The sequence below is a fragment of the Klebsiella sp. TF21-TM genome, from assembly GCF_019753495.1.
GTDB lineage: Bacteria > Pseudomonadota > Gammaproteobacteria > Enterobacterales > Enterobacteriaceae > Klebsiella > Klebsiella quasipneumoniae.
The window spans coordinates 61,502-83,752 of sequence record NZ_JAIJYL010000025.1; the positions used below are offsets into that span (position 1 = coordinate 61,502).

Annotated in this window: 20 protein-coding genes; 16 read left to right on the forward strand and 4 right to left on the reverse strand. The window is 57.5% G+C overall.

Annotated elements, in window-relative coordinates; all coding sequences use genetic code 11:
* Positions 1-157 precede the first annotated feature (157 nt).
* Positions 158-2,422, forward strand: a complete 2,265-nt coding sequence (gene metE, locus K5R89_RS20780; protein ID WP_217259557.1) for a 5-methyltetrahydropteroyltriglutamate--homocysteine S-methyltransferase — start codon at positions 158-160, stop codon at positions 2,420-2,422.
* Between the two features lie 58 nt (positions 2,423-2,480).
* On the opposite strand, the gene K5R89_RS20785 is transcribed toward metE, so the two are convergent.
* Positions 2,481-3,293, reverse strand: a complete 813-nt coding sequence (locus tag K5R89_RS20785; RefSeq protein ID WP_023291577.1) for a dienelactone hydrolase family protein — start codon at positions 3,291-3,293, stop codon at positions 2,481-2,483.
* A gap of 272 nt (positions 3,294-3,565) precedes the next feature.
* On the opposite strand from K5R89_RS20785, the gene udp reads away from it, so the two are divergent.
* From udp to tatD, 9 genes are all read left to right on the forward strand, one after another.
* Positions 3,566-4,327 (forward strand): uridine phosphorylase, encoded by a 762-nt coding sequence (gene udp, locus K5R89_RS20790; RefSeq protein WP_002883419.1) that lies wholly within the window; start codon positions 3,566-3,568, stop codon positions 4,325-4,327.
* A 133-nt stretch (positions 4,328-4,460) separates the two neighbouring features.
* On the forward strand, positions 4,461-5,909 hold the full coding sequence (gene rmuC / locus K5R89_RS20795) for a DNA recombination protein RmuC (RefSeq protein ID WP_023291578.1): 1,449 nt from the start codon (positions 4,461-4,463) through the stop codon (positions 5,907-5,909).
* A gap of 70 nt (positions 5,910-5,979) precedes the next feature.
* Positions 5,980-6,735 (forward strand): bifunctional demethylmenaquinone methyltransferase/2-methoxy-6-polyprenyl-1,4-benzoquinol methylase UbiE, encoded by a 756-nt coding sequence (gene ubiE, locus K5R89_RS20800; protein WP_023291579.1) that lies wholly within the window; start codon positions 5,980-5,982, stop codon positions 6,733-6,735.
* 13 nt (positions 6,736-6,748) lie between these two features.
* Positions 6,749-7,354 carry an SCP2 domain-containing protein gene (locus tag K5R89_RS20805; RefSeq protein WP_032454522.1) on the forward strand — a complete coding sequence of 202 codons (606 nt, stop codon included), beginning with the start codon at positions 6,749-6,751 and terminating at the stop codon, positions 7,352-7,354.
* On the forward strand, positions 7,351-8,991 hold the full coding sequence (ubiB, locus tag K5R89_RS20810; RefSeq protein WP_032454523.1) for a ubiquinone biosynthesis regulatory protein kinase UbiB: 1,641 nt from the start codon (positions 7,351-7,353) through the stop codon (positions 8,989-8,991). The genes K5R89_RS20805 and ubiB overlap by 4 nt, the downstream gene beginning before the upstream one ends.
* A gap of 129 nt (positions 8,992-9,120) precedes the next feature.
* The gene (gene tatA / locus K5R89_RS20815) at positions 9,121-9,372 is read left to right on the forward strand and encodes a Sec-independent protein translocase subunit TatA (protein WP_002883425.1); all 252 of its coding nucleotides are present in this window, start codon (positions 9,121-9,123) and stop codon (positions 9,370-9,372) included.
* Positions 9,373-9,375: 3 nt separating this feature from the next.
* On the forward strand, positions 9,376-9,900 hold the full coding sequence (gene tatB, locus K5R89_RS20820) for a Sec-independent protein translocase protein TatB (RefSeq protein ID WP_048296407.1): 525 nt from the start codon (positions 9,376-9,378) through the stop codon (positions 9,898-9,900).
* A 2-nt stretch (positions 9,901-9,902) separates the two neighbouring features.
* Positions 9,903-10,682 carry a Sec-independent protein translocase subunit TatC gene (gene tatC, locus K5R89_RS20825; protein ID WP_004886745.1) on the forward strand — a complete coding sequence of 260 codons (780 nt, stop codon included), beginning with the start codon at positions 9,903-9,905 and terminating at the stop codon, positions 10,680-10,682.
* A gap of 43 nt (positions 10,683-10,725) precedes the next feature.
* Positions 10,726-11,517: a 3'-5' ssDNA/RNA exonuclease TatD gene (tatD, locus tag K5R89_RS20830; RefSeq protein ID WP_064155688.1), complete on the forward strand. Its 792-nt coding sequence runs from the start codon at positions 10,726-10,728 to the stop codon at positions 11,515-11,517.
* On the opposite strand, the gene rfaH is transcribed toward tatD, so the two are convergent.
* Positions 11,514-12,002: a transcription/translation regulatory transformer protein RfaH gene (gene rfaH / locus K5R89_RS20835; RefSeq protein ID WP_004886742.1), complete on the reverse strand. Its 489-nt coding sequence runs from the start codon at positions 12,000-12,002 to the stop codon at positions 11,514-11,516. The two genes, tatD and rfaH, sit on opposite strands and share 4 nt — an antisense overlap.
* 178 nt (positions 12,003-12,180) lie before the next feature.
* On the opposite strand from rfaH, the gene ubiD reads away from it, so the two are divergent.
* Both ubiD and fre read left to right on the forward strand, forming a co-directional pair.
* Positions 12,181-13,656: a 4-hydroxy-3-polyprenylbenzoate decarboxylase gene (gene ubiD / locus K5R89_RS20840; protein WP_064155687.1), complete on the forward strand. Its 1,476-nt coding sequence runs from the start codon at positions 12,181-12,183 to the stop codon at positions 13,654-13,656.
* A gap of 49 nt (positions 13,657-13,705) precedes the next feature.
* Positions 13,706-14,407 carry an NAD(P)H-flavin reductase gene (gene fre / locus K5R89_RS20845; protein ID WP_004886735.1) on the forward strand — a complete coding sequence of 234 codons (702 nt, stop codon included), beginning with the start codon at positions 13,706-13,708 and terminating at the stop codon, positions 14,405-14,407.
* A 193-nt stretch (positions 14,408-14,600) separates the two neighbouring features.
* On the opposite strand, the gene fadA is transcribed toward fre, so the two are convergent.
* The gene (fadA, locus tag K5R89_RS20850; protein WP_004886733.1) at positions 14,601-15,764 is read right to left on the reverse strand and encodes an acetyl-CoA C-acyltransferase FadA; all 1,164 of its coding nucleotides are present in this window, start codon (positions 15,762-15,764) and stop codon (positions 14,601-14,603) included.
* A gap of 9 nt (positions 15,765-15,773) precedes the next feature.
* Positions 15,774-17,963: a fatty acid oxidation complex subunit alpha FadB gene (gene fadB / locus K5R89_RS20855; protein WP_023291585.1), complete on the reverse strand. Its 2,190-nt coding sequence runs from the start codon at positions 17,961-17,963 to the stop codon at positions 15,774-15,776.
* A gap of 191 nt (positions 17,964-18,154) precedes the next feature.
* On the opposite strand from fadB, the gene pepQ reads away from it, so the two are divergent.
* From pepQ to hemG, 4 genes are read left to right on the forward strand one after another with little or no spacing between them, the layout of a single operon-like run.
* Entirely contained in the window at positions 18,155-19,486 is a 1,332-nt protein-coding gene (pepQ, locus tag K5R89_RS20860) for a Xaa-Pro dipeptidase (protein ID WP_064158490.1), read from the forward strand.
* The gene (locus K5R89_RS20865) at positions 19,486-20,100 is read left to right on the forward strand and encodes an IMPACT family protein (RefSeq protein WP_004886726.1); all 615 of its coding nucleotides are present in this window, start codon (positions 19,486-19,488) and stop codon (positions 20,098-20,100) included. The genes pepQ and K5R89_RS20865 overlap by 1 nt, the downstream gene beginning before the upstream one ends.
* A 39-nt stretch (positions 20,101-20,139) precedes the next feature.
* Positions 20,140-21,591: a Trk system potassium transporter TrkH gene (trkH, locus tag K5R89_RS20870; RefSeq protein WP_004886724.1), complete on the forward strand. Its 1,452-nt coding sequence runs from the start codon at positions 20,140-20,142 to the stop codon at positions 21,589-21,591.
* An 11-nt stretch (positions 21,592-21,602) separates the two neighbouring features.
* Complete coding sequence (gene hemG, locus K5R89_RS20875; protein WP_023291587.1) at positions 21,603-22,145, forward strand: menaquinone-dependent protoporphyrinogen IX dehydrogenase; 543 nt, start codon at positions 21,603-21,605, stop codon at positions 22,143-22,145.
* The last annotated feature ends 106 nt before the right edge of the window (positions 22,146-22,251 follow it).

The window sequence follows — 22,251 nt, forward strand, 5'->3', positions numbered from 1 at the left end:
CATCTGGATGGCTAAATCCTTTATCTTTCGAATTTATGGTGCGTTGGCTGCACTTCCTCACCCCAGTCACTGACTTCAGTAAGCTCCTGGGGATGAGCAAGTTTGCCGCCTTCCCTAAATCCGAAATCTTTCGGATTGCAATTATGAGGCTCAAAAAATGACAATTATTAACCACACCCTCGGTTTCCCTCGCGTTGGCCTGCGCCGCGAGCTGAAAAAAGCGCAAGAGAGCTACTGGGCGGGCAATGCCACTCGCGAGGAGCTGCTGGCGGTAGGCCGGGAACTGCGCGCCCGTCACTGGGAGCAGCAGAAGCAGGCCGGTATTGACCTGCTGCCGGTGGGCGATTTCGCCTGGTACGACCATGTTCTGACCACCAGCCTGCTGCTTGGCAACGTGCCGGCTCGTCATCAGAACAAAGACGGCTCTGTCGATATCGATACCCTGTTCCGCATTGGCCGCGGCCGCGCTCCCACCGGCGAGCCAGCGGCCGCTGCGGAAATGACCAAGTGGTTCAACACCAACTATCACTACATGGTGCCAGAGTTCGTGAAGGGCCAGCAGTTCAAACTGACCTGGACCCAACTGCTGGATGAAGTGGACGAAGCGCTGGCGCTGGGCCACAAGATCAAGCCCGTGCTGCTGGGGCCGGTGACCTATCTGTGGCTGGGCAAAGTGAAAGGCGAACCGTTTGACCGTCTGAGCCTGCTGAATGACATCTTGCCGGTTTATCAGCAGGTGCTGGCCGAACTGGCGAAGCGCGGCATTGAGTGGGTGCAGATTGATGAATCGGCGCTGGTGCTGGAGCTGCCGCCAGCGTGGCTGGCGGCCTTTAAACCGGCTTATGACGCCCTGGAGGGCCAGGTCAAACTGCTGCTGACCACCTATTTTGAAGGCGTTAGCGACAATCTCGAGACCATTGCTGCGCTGCCGGTCCAGGGGCTGCACGTCGATCTGGTCCACGGTAAAGATGATGTCGCCGAACTGCATAAATGTCTGCCTGCCGACTGGCTGCTGTCCGCCGGCCTGATCAACGGGCGTAACGTCTGGCGCGCCGATCTCGCCGAAAAATATGCGCAAATTAAAAACCTCGTCGGTAAGCGCGAGCTGTGGGTCGCGACATCCTGCTCTCTGTTGCACAGCCCGATCGACCTGAGCGTGGAGACGCGCCTTGATGCGGAAGTGAAGAGCTGGTTTGCCTTCGCGCTGCAAAAATGCGGTGAGCTGGCGCTGCTGCGCGATGCGCTGAACAGCGGCGATACCGCGGCGATTACCGAGTGGAGCGCGCCAGTCCATGCCCGTCGCCATTCGACGCGCGTACACAACCCGGCGGTGGAAAAACGGCTGGCGGCGATCACCGCTCAGGACAGCCAGCGCGCCAGCCCCTATGAGGTTCGCGCTCAGGCGCAGCGTCAACGCTTTAACCTGCCGGCGTGGCCGACCACCACTATCGGGTCATTCCCGCAGACGACCGAGATCCGCGGCCTGCGCCTGGACTTCAAAAAGGGCAATCTGGACGCCAGTCATTATCGTACCGGCATTGCGGAACATATTAAGCAGGCGATCGTCGAGCAGGAGCGGTTAGGATTAGACGTACTGGTGCACGGGGAAGCCGAGCGGAACGATATGGTGGAATACTTCGGTGAGCATCTGGACGGTTTCATCTTCACGCAAAACGGCTGGGTGCAGAGCTATGGCTCCCGCTGCGTGAAGCCGCCGGTGGTGATCGGCGACGTCAGCCGTCCACAGGCGATCACCGTCGAATGGGCGAAGTACGCGCAGTCGCTGACCGACAAGCCGGTGAAAGGGATGCTCACTGGACCGGTGACGATTCTGTGCTGGTCCTTCCCGCGGGAAGACGTCAGCCGTGAAACCATCGCGAAACAGATTGCGCTGGCCCTGCGTGATGAAGTGGCGGATCTGGAAGCGGCCGGTATCGGCATCATCCAGATTGATGAGCCTGCTTTGCGCGAAGGGTTACCGCTGAAGCGCAGCGACTGGGATGCCTATCTGCAGTGGGGTGTGGAAGCCTTCCGCCTTAACGCCGCGGTGGCCAAAGACGACACTCAGATCCATACCCACATGTGCTATTGCGAGTTCAACGACATCATGGACTCCATCGCCGCGCTGGACGCCGACGTGATCACCATTGAAACCTCGCGTTCCGACATGGAACTGCTGGAGTCGTTCGAAGTGTTCGAGTATCCCAATGAAATCGGGCCGGGGGTATATGATATTCACTCGCCAAACGTACCGAGCGTGGAGTGGATCGAAGCGCTGCTGGAAAAAGCCGCGCAGCGTATCCCGGCGGAGCGGCTGTGGGTTAACCCGGACTGCGGCCTGAAAACCCGGGGCTGGCCGGAGACTCGCGCCGCGCTGGCGAATATGGTGCAAGCGGCGCGTAACCTGCGTCAATCTGCCTGATCGTCACCCGAAAAATCAAAAAGGAGGCATTTGCCTCCTTTTTTCATGCTTTGGACGATTACCCTTTTTTACCGCCATATTGAGCAAACCAGTCGAGCATCCGCTGCCAGCCGTCTTTGGCTGACTCTTCGTGATAGCTGGCGCGATAGTCGGCGTTAAAGGCGTGATCGGCTTCAGGATAGACCACGATTTCCGCCGTGGCGTTGGCCGCCCGCAGCGCCTGGCGCATGGTTTCGACGGTGTCCTGTGGAATGCTGGCGTCTTTGGCGCCGTACAGGCCGAGTACCGGGGCGTTGAGATCGACGGCGATATCCACCGGGTGTTTTGGCGAATTCAGCGATTTTTCTCCTACCAGTTTGCCGTACCAGGCTACCGCCGCCTTCAACTGCGGGTTATGGGCAGCATATAGCCAGGTGATACGTCCGCCCCAGCAGAAGCCGGTGATCAGCAGACGATGGGCATCGCCGCCATGGCGCGCCGCCCAGCTGGCGACGTGGTCGAGATCCGCCAGCACCTGCGCGTCCGGCACCTTCGTAACCAGCTCTTTAAACAGGGTCGGGATATCGTGATACTCATTCGGATCGCCCTGACGGAAGTACAATTCAGGCGCGATAGCCAGATAGCCTTCCTGCGCCAGGCGACGACAAAGATCGCGAATATGCTCATGCACGCCGAAGATTTCCTGCACCACGATGACGATCGGCAATGGGCCATCGGCGTTTTTCGGGCGGGCATGGTAAGCCGGCATGTTTTCCCCCTGAGAGGGAATAGAGGTCTCTCCGGCGACAATATGCTCTTCCGGCGTATGAACGGCGGTTGCGGCATGCGGCGAGGCTGCAGGTGCGAATCCAGGTTGCTTGGTGGTGGTCATGGTATTCTCCGTACCCTTATTTATTAGCGCATCAGTAACTATAGACCCTTTACCTTTAGTTCGGGCGGTAATAAAGCACAGTGCCTGAAAGCGGCTATCTTTTGTTCAGTGACGATGAATATAACTTGTTAATGTGATGTTTATCACTATTTACTGAAAAACAACTGCAATCATTATTGTTCTTGGTGACTAGCATCACAAAATGTTGCCAGGGGCTTCTGTACAGTACCGTTTTGCTTCTGCTGATAATTCGACCCACAGAGGAGTTTTTTATGTCCAAGTCTGATGTTTTTCATCTCGGCCTCACCAAGAACGATTTACAAGGGGCTACGCTGGCTATCGTCCCTGGCGATCCGGAGCGTGTGGAAAAGATCGCCGCGCTGATGGATAAGCCGGTTAAGCTGGCATCTCACCGCGAATTTACCTCCTGGCGCGCGGAACTGGACGGCAAACCGGTGATCGTCTGCTCCACCGGCATCGGCGGCCCGTCTACGTCTATCGCTGTGGAAGAGCTGGCGCAGCTTGGCGTGCGTACCTTCCTGCGCATTGGCACCACCGGCGCCATTCAGCCGCACATCAACGTTGGCGATGTGCTGGTGACTACCGCTTCCGTTCGTCTGGACGGCGCCAGCCTGCACTTCGCGCCGATGGAATTCCCGGCCGTCGCAGATTTCGCCTGCACCACCGCGCTGGTGGAAGCAGCGAAATCCATTGGCGCCACCACCCATATCGGCGTGACTGCTTCCTCGGATACCTTCTACCCGGGACAGGAGCGTTACGACACCTTCTCCGGCCGCGTAGTGAGCCGCTTCAAAGGCTCCATGGAAGAGTGGCAGGCGATGGGCGTGATGAACTATGAAATGGAATCCGCTACGCTGCTGACCATGTGCGCCAGCCAGGGTCTGCGCGCCGGGATGGTAGCCGGGGTTATCGTTAACCGTACCCAGCAAGAGATCCCTAACGCCGAAACCATGAAGCAAACCGAAAGCCACGCGGTGAAAATCGTCGTGGAAGCGGCGCGCCGTCTGCTGTAATTCAACGCTTTCCCTGTCAGGCCGGATCCTCCGGCCTTTTTTTTGCGTCGCCTCTCGCAGGAAATTCCTTTTAAACTGGACGTTTGTACAGCACAATTCTATTTTGTGTCATCAGGTTATCGCAGGGGGCGTCGTGGATCTCTCCATTATTATCAGCGCGGTTATCGCACTGGCTGCTGGATTAATCGTCGGCTGGCTGGCGACCAAAGCGCGCGCCGATCAAATTCGGGCCGATCTTATCGAGGAGCGGCGAGAGCTGGATATTGAGCTGAGCGCCGCCCGTCAGCAGCTGGTACAGGAAGCCCACTGGCGTGAAGAGTGCGAGCTGCTGAACAACGAGCTGCGCAGCCTGCGGGATATCAATACCTCGCTGGAGGCCGATCTGCGGGAGGTTACCACCCGGCTCGAATCCACCCAGCTGCATGCGGAAGATAAGATCCGCCAGATGGTGAACAGCGAGCAGCGCCTGAGCGAGCAGTTTGAAAACCTCGCCAACCGCATTTTCGAACACAGCAACCGACGCGTCGATGAGCAAAATCGCCAGAGCCTGCATGGCCTGCTGACCCCGCTGCGCGAACAGCTGGACGGGTTCCGCCGCCAGGTGCAGGAGAGCTTCGGCCAGGAGGCGCGGGAAAGGCACACCCTGGCGCATGAGATCCGCAACCTGCAGCAGCTGAACGCGCAGATGGCGCAGGAGGCGCTGAACCTGACCAAAGCGCTGAAGGGCGATAACAAAACTCAGGGCAACTGGGGGGAAGTGGTTCTCACCCGCGTGCTGGAAGCCTCCGGCCTGCGGGAAGGCTATGAGTACCAGACCCAGGTCAGCATCGAGACCGACAACCGCTCGCGGATGCAGCCGGACGTCATCGTGCGCCTGCCGCAGGGTAAAGACGTGGTTATCGACGCCAAAATGACCCTTGTCGCCTATGAGCGCTATTTCAACGCCGAGGATGACTACACCCGCGAAGTCGCGCTGCAGGAGCACCTTGCCTCGGTGCGTAATCATATTCGCCTGCTGGGACGCAAGGATTATCAGCAACTGCCGGGCCTGCGCTCCCTCGACTATGTGCTGATGTTTATTCCCGTCGAGCCGGCATTTCTGCTGGCCATTGATCGTCAACCCGAGCTCATCAGCGAGGCGCTGCAAAATAATATTATGCTGGTCAGCCCGACGACGCTGCTGGTGGCCCTGCGCACCATCGCCAATCTGTGGCGTTATGAGCACCAGAGCCGCAACGCGCAGAAGATCGCCGAGCGGGCGGGGCGCCTTTACGACAAAATGCGCCTGTTTGTGGACGATATGTCCGCTATCGGCCAGAGTCTGGATAAAGCGCAAGAGAACTATCGCCAGGCGATGAAAAAGCTCGCTTCCGGGCGCGGTAATCTGCTGGCTCAGGCGGAGGCTTTTCGCGGGTTGGGCGTGGAGGTCAAGCGCGGGATTAATCCTGATTTAGTCGAACAAGCCACTGCTCAGGACGATCAATATCGTCTCGAAGAGGAGGATAACCTGCCGGAAAATGACGCATTTTCGCCCGACTCTGCCGAGGCGGTGCGCAGCCGGGAGGCGGCTCCGCCACGCTGAAACGTATGGGAAATGCGCTGAGTCTGATACACTCAGTGAACATTTTCTTGAAAAGCAAGCAGGCATAAAGATGGTTGAGGATTCACAAGAAACGACGCACTTTGGCTTTCAGACGGTCGCTAAAGAGCAGAAAGCGGACATGGTGGCGCATGTATTCCATTCTGTCGCCGCAAAGTATGATGTGATGAATGACTTAATGTCGTTTGGTATCCATCGTTTGTGGAAGCGTTTCACCATCGACTGCAGCGGTGTACGTCGCGGGCAGACCGTGCTGGATCTGGCGGGGGGTACCGGTGATTTGACGGCTAAGTTTTCCCGTCTGGTAGGGGAAACCGGCCGCGTTATGCTTGCTGATATCAATGATTCAATGCTCAAAATGGGCCGCGAAAAGCTGCGCAATATCGGCATCGTGGGTAACGTTGAGTATGTTCAGGCCAACGCGGAAGCCCTGCCGTTTGCTGATAATACCTTTGACTGCATCACCATCTCTTTCGGTCTGCGTAACGTGACCGACAAAGAAAAAGCGCTGCGTTCGATGTACCGCGTGCTGAAGCCGGGCGGACGTCTGCTGGTGCTGGAGTTTTCTAAACCCATTATTGAACCGCTGAGCAAAGCCTACGACGCTTACTCCTTCCATATCCTGCCGAAGGTGGGCGAGCTGGTGGCAAAAGACGGCGACAGCTATCGCTACCTGGCGGAGTCGATCCGTATGCATCCGGACCAGGAATCCCTGAAAGGGATGATGCAGGATGCAGGCTTCGAAAGCGTGGACTACTACAACCTGACGGCAGGTATCGTTGCTTTGCATCGCGGTTACAAGTTCTGACAGGAGGGACGCTATGCCTTTCACACCCCTGGTGACCGCTGGCATTGAAACGGCGCTGAATACTTTCCTCTGGCGCGACAAAGCGCTAAAACCCGCCCGCCAGCGCCTGCTGGGCAAGGTATTGCGGGTACAGCTGCAGGACTTCTCCACGCCCGTGGTGCTGGTGTTCAGCGAACGCCAGGTGGATGTCCTGAGCGCCTGGGAGGGAGAGGCCGACTGCACCGTGATTACCCGGCTCAGCGTACTGCCAAAACTGCGCAACCGTCAGCAGCTCACGGCGCTTATCCGCAGCGGCGAGCTGGAAGTGCAGGGCGATCTGCAGGTGGTGCAGAACATGGTCACCCTGTGCGATCTGGCGGAGTTCGATCCCGCTGAACTGCTGGCGCCTTACACCGGCGACATCGTGGCCGAAGGCGTCGGTAAAGTTCTCCGCGGCGGCGCTCAGTTTTTACTGAAAGGGGCGCAGCGCCAGCAGCGCTATGTCGCGGAAGCGATCACTGAAGAGTGGCGCCTGGCGCCGGGGCCGCTGGAGCTGGCCTGGTTTGCTGAAGAGACGACGGCTATTGAACGCGCGCTGGCCGCACTGGAAAAACGGCTGGAAACGCTGGAGGGCAAATGACGCCAGGAGAATTACGGCGCCTGTATTTCATCGTCCACACCTTTTTGAGCTACGGGCTCGATGAGCTCATCCCCAAAATGCGGATCACGCTGCCGCTGCGTATCTGGCGGCGGATGCTGTTCTGGATGCCAAACCGCCATCAGGATCAACCCCTTGGCGCCCGTCTGCGGCTGGCGCTTCAGGAGCTGGGGCCGGTGTGGATTAAATTCGGCCAGATGCTTTCCACGCGGCGGGATCTCTTTCCGCCGCATATTGCCGATCAGCTGGCGCTGTTGCAGGACCGCGTGGCGCCCTTTGACGGGAAGCTCGCGCAGCAGCAGATAGAGAAAGCGATGGGTGGCCTGCCGGTGGAGGCCTGGTTTGATGATTTCTCCGTTGAGCCGTTAGCCTCGGCGTCTATCGCCCAGGTGCATACCGCGCGTCTGAAAGAGAACGGCAAAGAGGTGGTGATCAAGGTTATCCGTCCGGATATTTTGCCGATCATTAAAGCGGACATGAAGCTCATCTACCGCCTGGCGCGCTGGGTGCCGCGTCTGCTGCCTGACGGCCGCCGTCTGCGCCCGCAGGAGGTGGTTCGTGAGTATGAAAAAACGCTGCTGGACGAGCTGAACCTGCTGCGGGAATCCGCTAACGCCATTCAGCTGCGGCGTAATTTCGAAGACAGCCCGATGCTGTATGTGCCGGAAGTGTACCCCGACTACTGCAGCGAAAGCATGATGGTGATGGAGCGCATCTACGGCATTCCGGTGTCCGACGTCGAGGCGCTGGAGGCTCAGGGAACCAACCTGCAGCTGCTGGCGGAGCGGGGCGTGCAGGTCTTCTTCACCCAGGTGTTCCGCGACAGTTTTTTCCATGCTGATATGCACCCTGGCAACATATTCGTCAGCTACGAGCACCCGGAAGATCCGCAGTATATCGGTATCGATTGCGGCATTGTCGGCTCGCTGAACAAAGAAGATAAGCGCTATCTGGCGGAAAACTTTATCGCCTTTTTCAACCGCGATTATCGTAAGGTTGCCGAGCTGCACGTCGACTCCGGTTGGGTTCCGCCGGACACTAATGTTGAAGAGTTTGAGTTCGCGATCCGCACGGTCTGCGAGCCCATCTTTGAGAAGCCGCTGGCGGAGATCTCCTTCGGCCACGTGCTGCTTAATCTGTTCAACACCGCGCGGCGCTTCAATATGGAAGTCCAGCCGCAGCTTGTTTTGCTACAGAAGACATTACTTTACGTAGAAGGGGTAGGCCGGCAGCTCTATCCTCAGTTAGACTTGTGGAAAACGGCGAAGCCTTTCCTTGAGTCGTGGATCAAAGATCAGGTCGGTATTCCGGCGCTGGTGCGCGCGTTTAAAGACAAAGCGCCGTTCTGGATCGAAAGAATGCCTGAAATACCTGAGCTGGTGTATCAGAGCCTGCAGCAGAGCAAACAGCTGCAGACCAGCGTCGATACTATCGTGCGGGATATGCATGTGCGTCATGTGCGCCAGGGCCAATCCCGTTATCTGTTTGGTATAGGCGCGGTTTTATTGCTCAGTGGTACGCTGCTCTTTATCCATCGCCCTGAGTGGGGAATGATGCCCGGCTGGCTGATGGCCGGCGGTGTCGTGACCTGGCTGATTGGCTGGCGAAAAACCCGCTGATCGGTTCGCCACTTCATGACGCAGGCTTATTTGCGCAAAATCATGCCGGTGGCCTGACGGCGAGGCGGCTGGCAGGATGGCGTGTATAATGCGTCCACATAATTCATCATCTGTCATAGGGGAACGTGTATGGGTGGTATCAGTATTTGGCAGTTATTAATTGTTGTCGTCATCGTAGTTCTGCTTTTCGGGACGAAGAAGCTGAGCTCACTGGGGTCAGACTTAGGGGCATCCATCAAAGGCTTTAAAAAAGCCATGAGTGATGATGATAAACCCGAAAAGTCGGCGCCAGACGCAGATTTCACGGCGAAAACTATCGCCGACAAACAGGATGATGCAAAAAAAGACGAGACAAAACGCCACGACAAAGAGCAGGTGTAACTCGTGTTCGATATTGGTTTTAGTGAACTACTGCTGGTGTTTGTAATTGGCCTCATTGTTCTGGGGCCACAGCGGCTTCCCGTCGCGGTTAAAACGGTGGTTGGCTGGATCCGTACGCTACGGTCGCTGGCGACCACGGTGCAGAATGAGCTGGCTCAGGAGCTAAAACTGCAGGAGTTCCAGGAGAGCCTCAAGAAGGTGGAAAAGGCCAGCCTGAATAACCTGACGCCGGAGCTGAAAGCCTCTATGGACGAGCTGCGCGAGGCCGCGGAGTCGATGAAGCGCTCCTATAGCGCCCACGATCCGGAAAAGGCCAGCGACGAAGCGAATACCATCCATAATCCGGTGGTGAAAGGCAGCGAAGCGCAGCGGCAGGACGTCACGCCGGCGACGGCCGAACATCAGGCCAGCGCTCCGGCTCATGCGCCAGAGCCCGTGGCCGACGAGCAACCCGCTTCACCGGCAGAGAAAACATCCGCTACGGCGGCTGCCCCCCATTCTTCCCCCGCATCGAGTGATAAACCGTAAACATGGGCGTAGACGATACACAACCGCTAATTTCGCATCTGATTGAGCTGCGCAAGCGTCTGCTCAACAGCATCATTGCTATCCTGGTGATCTTCCTGGCGCTGGTCTATTTCGCCAATGATATCTATCAGCTGGTCTCGGCCCCGCTTATCAGCAAGATGCCGGTAGGCGCGACGATGATCGCCACCGATGTCGCTTCACCTTTCTTTACGCCGATAAAGCTGACCTTTATGGTGTCGGTGATCCTGTCGGTGCCGATTATTCTGTATCAGGTATGGGCCTTCGTCGCGCCGGCGCTGTATAAGCACGAGCGCCGGCTGGTGGTGCCCTTGCTGGTCTCCAGCACGCTGCTGTTCTATATCGGCATGGCTTTCGCGTATTTTGTCGTGTTTCCGCTGGCGTTCGGCTTTCTGACCCATGCTGCCCCGGAGGGGGTGCTGGTCTCGACCGATATCCGCAGCTATCTCGACTTCGTGATGGCGCTGTTTATGGCGTTCGGGGTCTCTTTTGAGGTGCCGGTCGCCATTGTGCTGCTCTGCTGGATGGGCGTCACTACGCCGGAAGAGCTGCGCAAAAAACGGCCGTATGTGCTGGTGGGCGCCTTCGTGGTGGGCATGCTGCTGACGCCGCCGGACGTGTTCTCGCAGACGCTGCTGGCCATTCCGATGTACTGTCTGTTTGAAGTCGGGGTGTTCTTCGCCCGCTTCTACACCGGGAAGCGTCTGACGCGCGATGACGATGCCGCGGCCGAAGCTGAAGCCGCTGAGCACAGAGAAGAGTAATACCGCCAACCGCCCGTCAGGGCGGTTGTCATATGGAGCGATCATGTTTGATATCGGCGTTAATCTGACCAGTTCGCAGTTTGCCCGCGACCATGATGAGGTGGTGGCGCGCGCCCGGTCGGCGGGGGTCCACGGCATGCTGCTGACCGGCACAAATTTGCCGGAGAGCCAGCAGGCGCAGAGAATGGCGAGCCATTACGCCGGCTGCTGGTCCACGGCGGGGGTTCATCCCCATGACGGCAGCAGCTGGACGCCAGCGGTCGCCGAGGCGATTTATGTCCTTGCCCGCGAGCCGCAGGTGGTGGCGATAGGGGAATGTGGTCTGGATTTTAATCGTAATTTCTCCACGCCGCAGGAGCAGGAGGCGGCATTCAGCGCCCAACTGGCGCTGGCCGCCGAGCTGTCGATGCCGGTGTTTTTACACTGCCGCGACGCCCACGACCGGTTTCTGACGCTACTTAAACCCTGGCTTGGGAAGATCCCGGGCGCGGTGCTGCACTGCTTTACCGGCAGCCGCAGCGAGGTGCAGGAATGTCTGGATCTGGGGCTGTATATCGGCATTACCGGTTGGGTGTGCGATGAGCGACGCGGGCTCGAGCTGCGAGAGCTACTGCCGGCGATCCCGGCGGAACGTCTGCTGCTGGAGACCGATGCGCCCTATCTGCTGCCGCGCGACCTCAAGCCGAAACCCGCCTCGCGTCGTAACGAGCCCGCGTATTTGCCGCATATCCTGGCCAGCGTCGCGGCCTGGCGCGGCGAGGAGGCGCAGTGGCTTGAGGCGCAAACGGACGCAAACGTCAGAGCGCTGTTTGGCGTCGACGTTATCGGCGCTTAGATTTTCTGGAAATCGGTGTTTTTTACGCTCTGCAGGACTTGCTTATTCAGCAGGTTTAACAGCAACATAGAGCGTGCTTCACCGTCCGGCTCGGTAAAGATAGCCTGTAAGCCTTCGAACGCGCCGTCGGTGATCAGTACGCTATCGCCCTCATGCGGCGTTTCCGGGTCGGTGATGCCTTCCGGTTTATAGATAGAGAGCTGATGGATGACCGCCGAAGGGACGATAGCGGGTAGGGCGCCAAAGCGCACGAAGTTGTTAACCCCGCGGGTGGCGCTGATGGTGGTGGTATGAATCACCTCTGGATCGAACTCAATAAACAGGTAGTTCGGAAACAGCGGTTCGCTGACCATGGTGCGTTTACCGCGAATGATTTTTTCCAGCGCAATCGTCGGCATCAGGCAGTTAACTGACTGACGTTCCAGATGTTCCTGGGCTCGTTGTAGCTGCCCACGTTTGCAATACAGTAAGTACCAGGCTTGCATAATGACTCATTCCACTTCTAATAACGGCAAGCATAACAAATGGCTGGTGTAATCGCGAAAGCCATTATAATTGAAATCCAAATTTCAGCGTTCTTTCACGCTAATTTAACAAAATTACAGCATCTCGCCGTTGAACACCGTATAATTAGCCGCCTGTAGAGAGGTCAATAACACTTTCATGAAATATCACGATCTTCGCGACTTTCTGACACTCCTGGAACAACAGGGCGAACTAAAACGTATCACTCTGCCGGTCGATCCCCACCTGGAAATCACCGAAATTGCCGACCGCACCCTGCGCGCTGGCGGTCCGGCGTTGCTGTTTGAGAATCCGAAAGGCTATAGCATGCCGGTGCTGTGCAACCTGTTCGGCACGCCGCGGCGCGTGGCGCTGGGGATGGGTCAGGAGGACGTCAGTTCGCTACGCGAGGTGGGTAAGCTGTTAGCCTTTCTGAAAGAGCCTGAGCCGCCCAAAGGTTTCCGCGATCTGTTTGATAAGCTGCCGCAGTTTAAACAAGTGCTGAATATGCCGACCAAACGTCTGCGCGGCGCCCCATGCCAGCAAAAAATCATCCAGGGCGATGACGTCGACCTGAGGAAAATCCCGATTATGACCTGCTGGCCAGACGATGCCGCGCCGCTGATCACCTGGGGGCTGACGGTGACCCGCGGGCCGCACAAAGAGCGGCAGAACCTGGGGATTTATCGCCAGCAGCTGATTGGCAAAAACAAACTGATTATGCGCTGGCTGTCTCATCGCGGCGGCGCACTGGATTTCCAGGAGTGGAGCGCGGCGCGTCCGGGCGAACGCTTCCCGGTTTCTGTGGCGCTCGGCGCCGACCCAGCGACCATTCTTGGCGCGGTGACCCCGGTGCCGGATACGTTGTCGGAATATGCCTTTGCCGGGCTGCTGCGCGGCACCAAAACCGAAGTGGTGAAATGCGTCTCGAACGATCTTGAAGTGCCAGCCAGCGCAGAGATTGTGCTGGAAGGTTATATCGAGGCCGGGGAGATGGCGCCGGAAGGTCCGTATGGCGACCATACCGGCTACTACAATGAAGTAGACCAGTTCCCGGTGTTTACGGTCACCCATATTACCCAACGTGAAGACGCGATTTATCATTCGACCTATACCGGCCGTCCGCCGGATGAGCCTGCGGTGCTGGGCGTGGCGCTGAATGAAGTCTTCGTCCCGATCCTGCAAAAACAGTTTCCGGAAATCGTCGATTTCTATCTGCCGCCGGAAGGGTGCTCCTACCGCCTGGCGGTGGTGACGATGAAAAAACAGTATGCAGGCCATGCCAAGCGCGTGATGATGGGCGTCTGGTCGTTCCTGCGCCAGTTTATGTATACCAAATTCGTGATTGTCTGCGATGACGATGTCAACGCCCGCGACTGGAACGATGTGATTTGGGCGATCACTACCCGTATGGACCCAGCTCGTGATACGGTACTGGTAGAGAATACGCCAATTGATTATCTGGATTTTGCCTCGCCGGTTTCCGGCCTGGGTTCAAAAATGGGGCTGGATGCCACCAATAAATGGCCTGGCGAAACCCAGCGTGAATGGGGTCGCCCAATCAAAAAAGATCCTGCCGTCACGGCGCGCATTGACGCCATCTGGGATGATCTGGCCATCTTTAAACAACAGTAAGCGGGGCTAACGCCGCTGTTTTGCTCTATAGACCCGACAGAGGGGACGCATGACAACCTTAAGCTGTAAAGTGACCTCGGTGGAGGCGATTACCGATACCGTGTATCGTGTTCGATTAGTACCGGAAGCGGCATTCTCTTTCCGCGCTGGCCAGTATCTGATGGTGGTAATGGATGAGCGCGACAAACGCCCATTCTCCATGGCCTCCACGCCGGCGGAACAGGAATTTATCGAACTGCATATCGGCGCCTCGGAGCTCAATCTGTACGCGATGGCGGTCATGGATCGCATCCTGAAAGAGCGCGAAATTGAGGTTGATATCCCGCATGGCGAAGCCTGGCTGCGTGAAGATGAAGACCGCCCGCTGATTTTGATTGCCGGCGGCACCGGCTTCTCTTATGTGCGTTCTATTCTGCTGACCGCGCTGTCACGCAATCCTCAGCGCGATATCGCGATTTACTGGGGCGGCCGCGAGACCAAACATCTGTACGATCTGGCTGAGCTGGAAGCCTTGAGCGTCAAACATCCGAATCTGCGTATTGAGCCGGTGGTTGAGCAGCCGGAAGAGGGCTGGCGTGGGCGTTCCGGCACCGTGCTGACCGCGGTGCTGCAGGATTACGGTACCCTGGCCGATCACGATATCTATATTGCCGGGCGTTTTGAGATGGCCAAGATTGCTCGCGACCTGTTCTGCAATGAACGCGGCGCGCGCGAAGATCGCCTGTTTGGCGACGCGTTTGCTTTTATCTGATATCTGCAAATAAAAAACCCGCCCCTGACAGGCGGGAAGAACGGCAACTAAACTGTCTCTCTTCGCCAATGACGTCATAACAGCGTCGGCTGCGCTCGCTCACCCGAATCACTTACTTCAGTAAGCTTATCGGGATTCGCTCGCTTGCCGCCTTGTTCTGACGCCATTGGCTGTGAGATACCCTTTTGTAAATTTACACCCGCTCAAACACGGTGGCGATCCCTTGTCCCAGGCCAATGCACATGGTGGCGAGGCCGAACTGGGCATCTTTACGCTCCATCTGATTGATCAACGTGGTGCTAATACGCGCCCCGGAACAACCCAGCGGATGACCGAGCGCGATCGCCCCGCCGTTAAGGTTGATCTTCTCATCGATCTGCTCCATCAGGCCCAGATCTTTAATGCACGGCAGGATCTGCGCGGCAAAGGCCTCATTCATTTCAAAGACGTCGATATCGCTGGTGGATAAGCCCGCTTTTTTCAGCGCCAGCTTCGAGGCGGGAACCGGGCCATAGCCCATAATGGACGGGTCGCAGCCGACCACCGCCATCGAACGGACGCGGGCGCGTGGCTTCAGCCCCAGTTCGCGGGCGCGACTTTCGCTCATCAGCAGCATCGCCGCCGCGCCATCGGAAAGGGCGGAAGAGGTACCCGCCGTTACCGTACCGGTCACCGGGTCAAACGCCGGCCTCAGGGTAGACAGCGTCTCGACGGTGGTTTCCGGGCGGATCACTTCGTCATAGTTAAAGGACTTCAGTACGCCATCGGCATCGTGGCCGCCGGTGGGGATAATCTCGGCTTTGAATGCGCCGGACTGGGTCGCAGCCCAGGCGCGGGCGTGGGAGCGCGCGGCGAACTGATCCTGCATTTCCCGGCTAATGCCGTGCAGACGCGCCAGCATTTCAGCGGTCAGCCCCATCATCCCTGCCGCCTTCGCCACGTTGCGACTCAGGCCCGGGTGGAAATCGACGCCGTGGCTCATCGGCACATGGCCCATGTGCTCCACGCCGCCAATCAGGCAAACGCTGGCATCGCCGGTCATGATCATGCGTGCGGCATCGTGCAGCGCCTGCATGGAAGAACCGCACAGACGGTTAACCGTGTTTGCCGGTACCGAATGCGGGATCTCCGCCAGCAGCGCCGCGTTACGGGCGATGTTAAAACCCTGCTCGAGGGTTTGCTGCACGCAGCCCCAGTAGATATCGTCTATTGCGCTTGCCTCAAGCGACGGGTTGCGCGACAGCAGGCTACGCATCAGGTGCGCGGAGAGGTCTTCCGCGCGCACGTGGCGAAATGCGCCGCCCTTTGAACGGCCCATCGGGGTGCGAATAGCATCGACAATGACAACCTGTTCCATTGTGACTCCTTAAGCCGTTTTCAGAGCGCCAACCGGACGGGCTGGCTCTACCTGGGGATAATACGCTTCGTTATGGCGCGCTTTGTCACGCAGACCGGCAGGGACTTCATACAGCGGCCCAAGGTGCTGGTACTGCTGCGCCATATCGAGATACTTCGCGCTGCCGATGGTATCCAGCCAGCGGAAGGCGCCGCCGTGGAACGGAGGGAAGCCGAGGCCGTATACCAGCGCCATATCCGCTTCCGCCGGGCTGGCGATAATGCCTTCTTCCAGGCAGCGGACGACTTCGTTAACCATCGGGATCATCATGCGGGCGATAATCTCTTCATCGCTGAAATCGCGCTTCGGCTGGCTGACGTCGGCCAGCAGGCTGTCGACGGCGGCATCTTCTTCTTTCTTCGGCTTACCTTTGCTGTCGTCTTTATAGCGCCAGAAGCCGAGGCCGTTCTTCTGGCCGAAACGGTTGGCGTCAAACAGGGCGTCTATAGCGTCGCGATAATCTTTCTGCATCCGCTGCGGGAAGCCCGCCGCCATGACCGCCTGAGCATGGTGCGCGGTGTCGATGCCGACCACGTCCAGCAGATAGGCCGGGCCCATCGGCCAACCAAACTGTTTCTCCATCACTTTGTCGACTTTGCGGAAATCCGCCCCGTCGCGCAGCAGCTGGCTGAAGCCGGCGAAGTAGGGGAACAGCACGCGGTTGACGAAGAAACCGGGACAATCATTGACCACGATTGGCGTCTTGCCCATTTTGCTGGCCCAGGCGACGACTTTGGCAATGGTATTATCCGAGGTTTTTTCGCCGCGGATCACTTCTACCAGCGGCATGCGATGCACCGGGTTAAAGAAGTGCATGCCGCAGAAATTTTCCGGGCGCTGCAGAACGCTGGCCAGCTCGCTGATGGGGATCGTTGAGGTGTTGGACGCCAGCACGGTATCCGGGCGGATTTTATCTTCCGTTTCCGCCAGCACCGCTTTCTTCACTTTCGGGTTTTCCACCACCGCTTCAACGACCACGTCCACGCGATCAAAACCGCTATACTCCAGCGTCGGCTGAATGGTGCTTATTACTCCGGCCAGCTTCAGACCGTCGATTTTGCCGCGTTCCAGCTGTTTATTCAGTAGCTTCGCCGCTTCGGTCATGCCGAGCGTCAGCGATTTATCGTTGATGTCCTTCATGATGACCGGCACGCCTTTCCACGCCGACTGATAAGCGATGCCGCCGCCCATAATGCCCGCGCCCAGGACGGCGGCCTGCTTCGGCGTTTCGACATCTTTGGTCAGTTTTTTCGCTTTCGCTTTGACGTACTGGTCGTTGAGGAAGATACCGACCAGCGCGCGGGCCTCATTGGTATGAGCCAGCGGGACAAAGCTTTTATTTTCCAGCACCAGGGCCTCTTCACGACCAAGACGCGCGGCGGCTTCAATGGTTTTCACCGCGGTGATCGGCGCCGGATAATGCTTCCCGGCGGTTTGCGCGACCATGCCTTTGGCGATGGTGAAACTCATCGTCGCTTCAATTTTGCTGAGCTTCAGCGGCTCCAGCTTCGGTTGACGTTTCGCTTTCCAGTCCAGGTCGCCCTGAATCGCCTGGCGCAGGATCGCCAGCGCGCCGTCGCGCAGTTTGTCGGCAGCAACTACGCCATCCACCAGGCCGATTTTCAGCGCTTGATCGGCACCGACATCTTTCCCGGCAGCAATGATCTCCAGCGCGCTGTCGGCGCCGAGCAGGCGCGGCAAACGGACTGAGCCGCCGAAGCCTGGCATAATGCCGAGTTTGGTTTCCGGCAGACCAATGCGCAGATCCGGCGTCGCCAGGCGATAATCGGTCGCCAGGACGCATTCACAACCGCCGCCCAGCGCGTAACCGTTGACGGCGGAGACAGTGGGGACCGGAAGATCTTCCAGACGGTTGAAGACGCTGTTAGCAAAATGCAGCCATTGGCTTAACTGCTCCTCAGGGACCAGGAACAGTGAGAGGAATTCCGTAATATCCGCGCCGACGATAAACGCCGCTTTTTCAGAGCGCAGCATCAGGCCTTTGAGATCGTTTTGTTTTTCCAGTACGTCCAGCGCATGACCGAGGCTGGCTACGGTTGCGGTATCAAGCTTGTTGACCGAACCTGGGGCATCGAACACCAGTTCGGCGATGCCATCTTCCAGCCAGTCGAGGTACAGGGTGTCGCCTTTGTAGAGCATGTCAGTCTCCTGAATCCAGCAATATGATCTGGTCATACCAGATGAAACGGAGTGTGGAATTTATGTTAAAGAATTGCAAATTACTCTTTAAATAATTGCTGGTCGGATCACATCCGGCGGAAATCACCCGCACGCAGGTCGATGTGCTAAGATGCGGAGTATCACGATCCCATAAAAGCAAAGGACAAAAGATGGAATCCCTGGCCGCGCTCTATAAAAATCATATTGTTACCCTACAAGAACGTACCCGCGACGTCCTGTCCCGTTTTCAGATGGATGCTCTGCTGATTCACTCCGGCGAGCTGGTTAACGTCTTCCTTGATGACCATCCGTACCCGTTCAAGGTCAATCCGCAGTTCAAAGCCTGGGTGCCGGTGACTCAGGTGCCTAACTGCTGGTTGCTGGTGGACGGTGTGAATAAACCGAAGCTGTGGTTCTATCTGCCGGTTGATTACTGGCATAACGTTGAGCCGCTGCCAACCTCGTTCTGGACCGAAGAGGTCGATGTGGTCGCGCTGCCGAAGGCAGATGGCATCGGCAGCCATCTGCCTGCCGCTCGCGGAAATATTGGTTATATCGGGCCGGTGCCGGAGCGCGCGCTGGGTCTGGGAATCGCCGCGGATAAGATCAACCCGAAAGGGGTTATCGATTATCTGCATTACTACCGGGCTTACAAAACCGATTACGAGCTGGCCTGTATGCGTGAAGCGCAGAAGTCGGCGGTGAATGGTCATCGTGCGGCCTATGAAGCTTTTCAGTCCGGGATGAGCGAATTCGATATCAATCAGGCCTATCTTACCGCAACCGGTCACCGCGATACCGACGTGCCTTACAGCAACATCGTGGCGCTGAACGAGCATGCTTCTGTCCTGCACTACACCAAACTGGACCACCGCGCTCCGGCGGAAATGCGCAGCTTCCTGCTCGACGCCGGTGCGGAATATAACGGCTATGCTGCGGATCTGACGCGGACCTGGGCGGCACACGGCGATAACGATTTCGCCCATCTGATTAAAGACGTTAACGACGAGCAGCTGGCGCTGATTAGCACCATGAAAGCCGGGACTCGCTACGTCGATTACCATATTCAGTTCCACCAGCGTATTGCGAAGCTGCTGCGTAAACACCAGTTAGTCACTGACATGAGCGAAGAGGCGATGGTGGAAAACGATCTGACCGGGCCATTTATGCCGCACGGGATTGGTCATCCGCTGGGTCTGCAGGTGCATGATGTCGCTGGCTTTATGCAAGACGACTCCGGTACGCACCTGGCGGCGCCAGCGAAATACCCGTATCTGCGCTGCACCCGTATTATCGAGCCGCGTATGGTGTTGACCATTGAACCCGGCATCTACTTTATCGAGTCGTTACTGGCGCCGTGGCGTGAAGGCCCGTTCAGCAAACACTTCAACTGGCAAAAAATTGACGCCATGAAGCCATTCGGCGGGATCCGTATCGAAGATAACGTGGTGGTTCACGAAAACAGTATCGAAAATATGACGCGCGATCTGAAGCTGGCCTAATGGAGAGCTGGTTAATCCCGGCGGCGCCCGTTTCCGTCGTTGAGGAGATCAAAAAGAGCCGTTTTATCACGCTGTTGGCGCATACCGACGGCGTGGCGGCGGCGAAAGCCTTTGTCGAGTCCGTCAGAGCAGATCACCCCGATGCCCGTCACCACTGCGTGGCGTGGGTCGCCGGACCGCCTGATGATTCGCAACAGCTTGGGTTTTCTGATGATGGCGAACCGGCGGGAACGGCGGGTAAACCGATGCTGGCGCAGCTGATGGGAAGCGGCGTCGGCGAGATAACCGCTGTCGTCGTGCGTTACTACGGTGGTATCCTGCTGGGCACCGGCGGTCTGGTGAAAGCCTATGGCGGCGGTGTTCATCAGGCGCTGGCGCAGTTGACGACACTGCGCAAGACGCCGTTAACGGCATATACTTTGCAATGTGAATATGGGCAACTGGCCGGCGTCGAAGCGCTGCTCGCCCAATTTTCCGGCAACGTCGTTGAAAGCGAATATCTGGCGTCGGTTCGGCTGCGCGTGGCGCTTCCCCAGGCTGAAGTGGCGGCTTTTTCAGCAAAACTGGCTGATTTTAGTCGCGGTTCATTGCAATTGCTGAAGATTAACGAATAATCCCCTCTGTTTTTTTGCCTATCAAAGGAAGCGCCAGAGATGCATTTTCGCGCCATAACCCGAATCGTTGGACTGCTGGTCATCTTGTTTTCGGGGACGATGATCGTCCCGGGATTAGTGGCCCTGATATATCGCGATGGCGCGGGACGGGCCTTCACTCAAACTTTTTTTGTCGCTCTGGCGATCGGCTCCATGCTGTGGTGGCCGAACCGTAAGCAAAAGGGTGAACTGAAATCCCGTGAAGGATTTCTGATCGTGGTGCTGTTCTGGACCGTGCTGGGTAGCGTAGGGGCCTTGCCCTTTATTTTCGCCGAACAGCCGAACCTGACGGTGACGGATGCCTTCTTCGAGTCATTTTCCGGCCTGACGACGACCGGGGCGACCACCCTGGTGGGGCTGGACTCGCTCCCGCACGCTATCCTCTTTTACCGGCAGATGCTGCAGTGGTTCGGCGGTATGGGGATCATTGTGCTGGCGGTGGCGATTCTGCCTATCCTCGGCGTCGGGGGGATGCAGCTCTACCGTGCGGAAATGCCCGGCCCGCTGAAAGATAACAAGATGCGCCCGCGCATCGCCGAGACGGCAAAAACATTGTGGCTCATCTATGTGTTACTGACGGTCGCTTGCGCATTGGCGCTCTGGTTTGCCGGTATGCCGGCCTTCGATGCGATAGGGCACAGCTTCGCCACCATCGCCATCGGCGGTTTCTCGACTCACGATGCCAGCGTCGGCTATTTCAACAGCCCGATGATCAACTCCATCATTGCCATCTTCCTGCTGATCTCCGGCTGTAACTACGGTCTGCATTTTTCGTTGTTGAGCGGACGCAGCCTGAAGGTGTACTGGCGCGACCCTGAGTTTCGAATGTTCATTGGCGTCCAGTTGACGCTGGTCATCGTCTGTACGCTGGTGCTATGGCTTCATAACGTGTACGGCTCGGTGCTGACGACGCTGAATCAGGCGTTTTTCCAGGTGGTGTCGATGGCGACCACCGCGGGATTCACCACCGATAGCATTGCGCGCTGGCCGCTGTTCCTGCCGGTGCTTCTGCTGTGCTCCGCATTTATCGGCGGCTGCGCAGGCTCCACGGGCGGTGGCTTAAAGGTTATCCGTATCCTGTTGCTGTTCAAGCAGGGCAACCGTGAGCTTAAGCGTCTGGTTCACCCGAATGCGGTGTATAGCATTAAATTAGGTAACCGCGCGCTGCCGGAACGTATTCTGGAAGCGGTATGGGGATTCTTCTCCGCCTATGCGCTGGTCTTTATCATTAGTATGCTGGCTATTATCGCCACCGGGGTGGATGACTTCTCCGCTTTCGCCTCCGTGGTGGCGACATTGAACAACCTCGGGCCTGGGCTCGGCGTCGTCGCGGACAACTTTGCTACCATGAACCCGGTCGCGAAATGGATCCTGATTGCTAATATGCTGTTTGGTCGTCTGGAAGTGTTCACCTTACTGGTGCTCTTTACTCCCACTTTCTGGCGCGAATAACAGGAGTGCTCGTGAAAACTTTAATTCTCTTTTCCACCCGCGACGGGCAGACACGTGAAATCGCTTCGTTTCTCGCCTCTGAGCTTAAAGAGCTGGGTATCGATGCGGACACCCTGAATCTGAACCGTACCGATGACGTGGAATGGCATCATTATGATCGCGTGGTGATTGGCGCGTCGATTCGCTACGGACACTTTCATCCGGCGGTGGACCGCTTTGTGAAAAAGCACCTTGCAGCATTGCAGGCGCTGCCGGGGGCATTCTTTTCGGTGAACCTGGTTGCGCGCAAACCCGAGAAGCGCACGCCGCAGACCAACAGCTATACGCGCAAGTTTCTGCTCAACTCGCCGTGGCAGCCGCAGAGCTGCGCGGTGTTTGCCGGGGCGCTACGTTACCCGCGTTACCGCTGGTACGATCGGTTTATGATCCGCCTGATTATGAAAATGACCGGGGGCGAAACGGATACCCGTAAAGAAGTGGTCTATACCGACTGGCAACAGGTCTCCCGATTTGCCCGAGAAATCGCGCAAATGATCCGCAAACAGGGCGTTTAAACAGCGTCTTGATGGAAAAGCGAGCGAACGAAAAGTTTTTTTGCATTTCCCCTTGTCACCTCAGAATTACTCCCTATAATGCGCCTCCACTGACACGGAACAACGG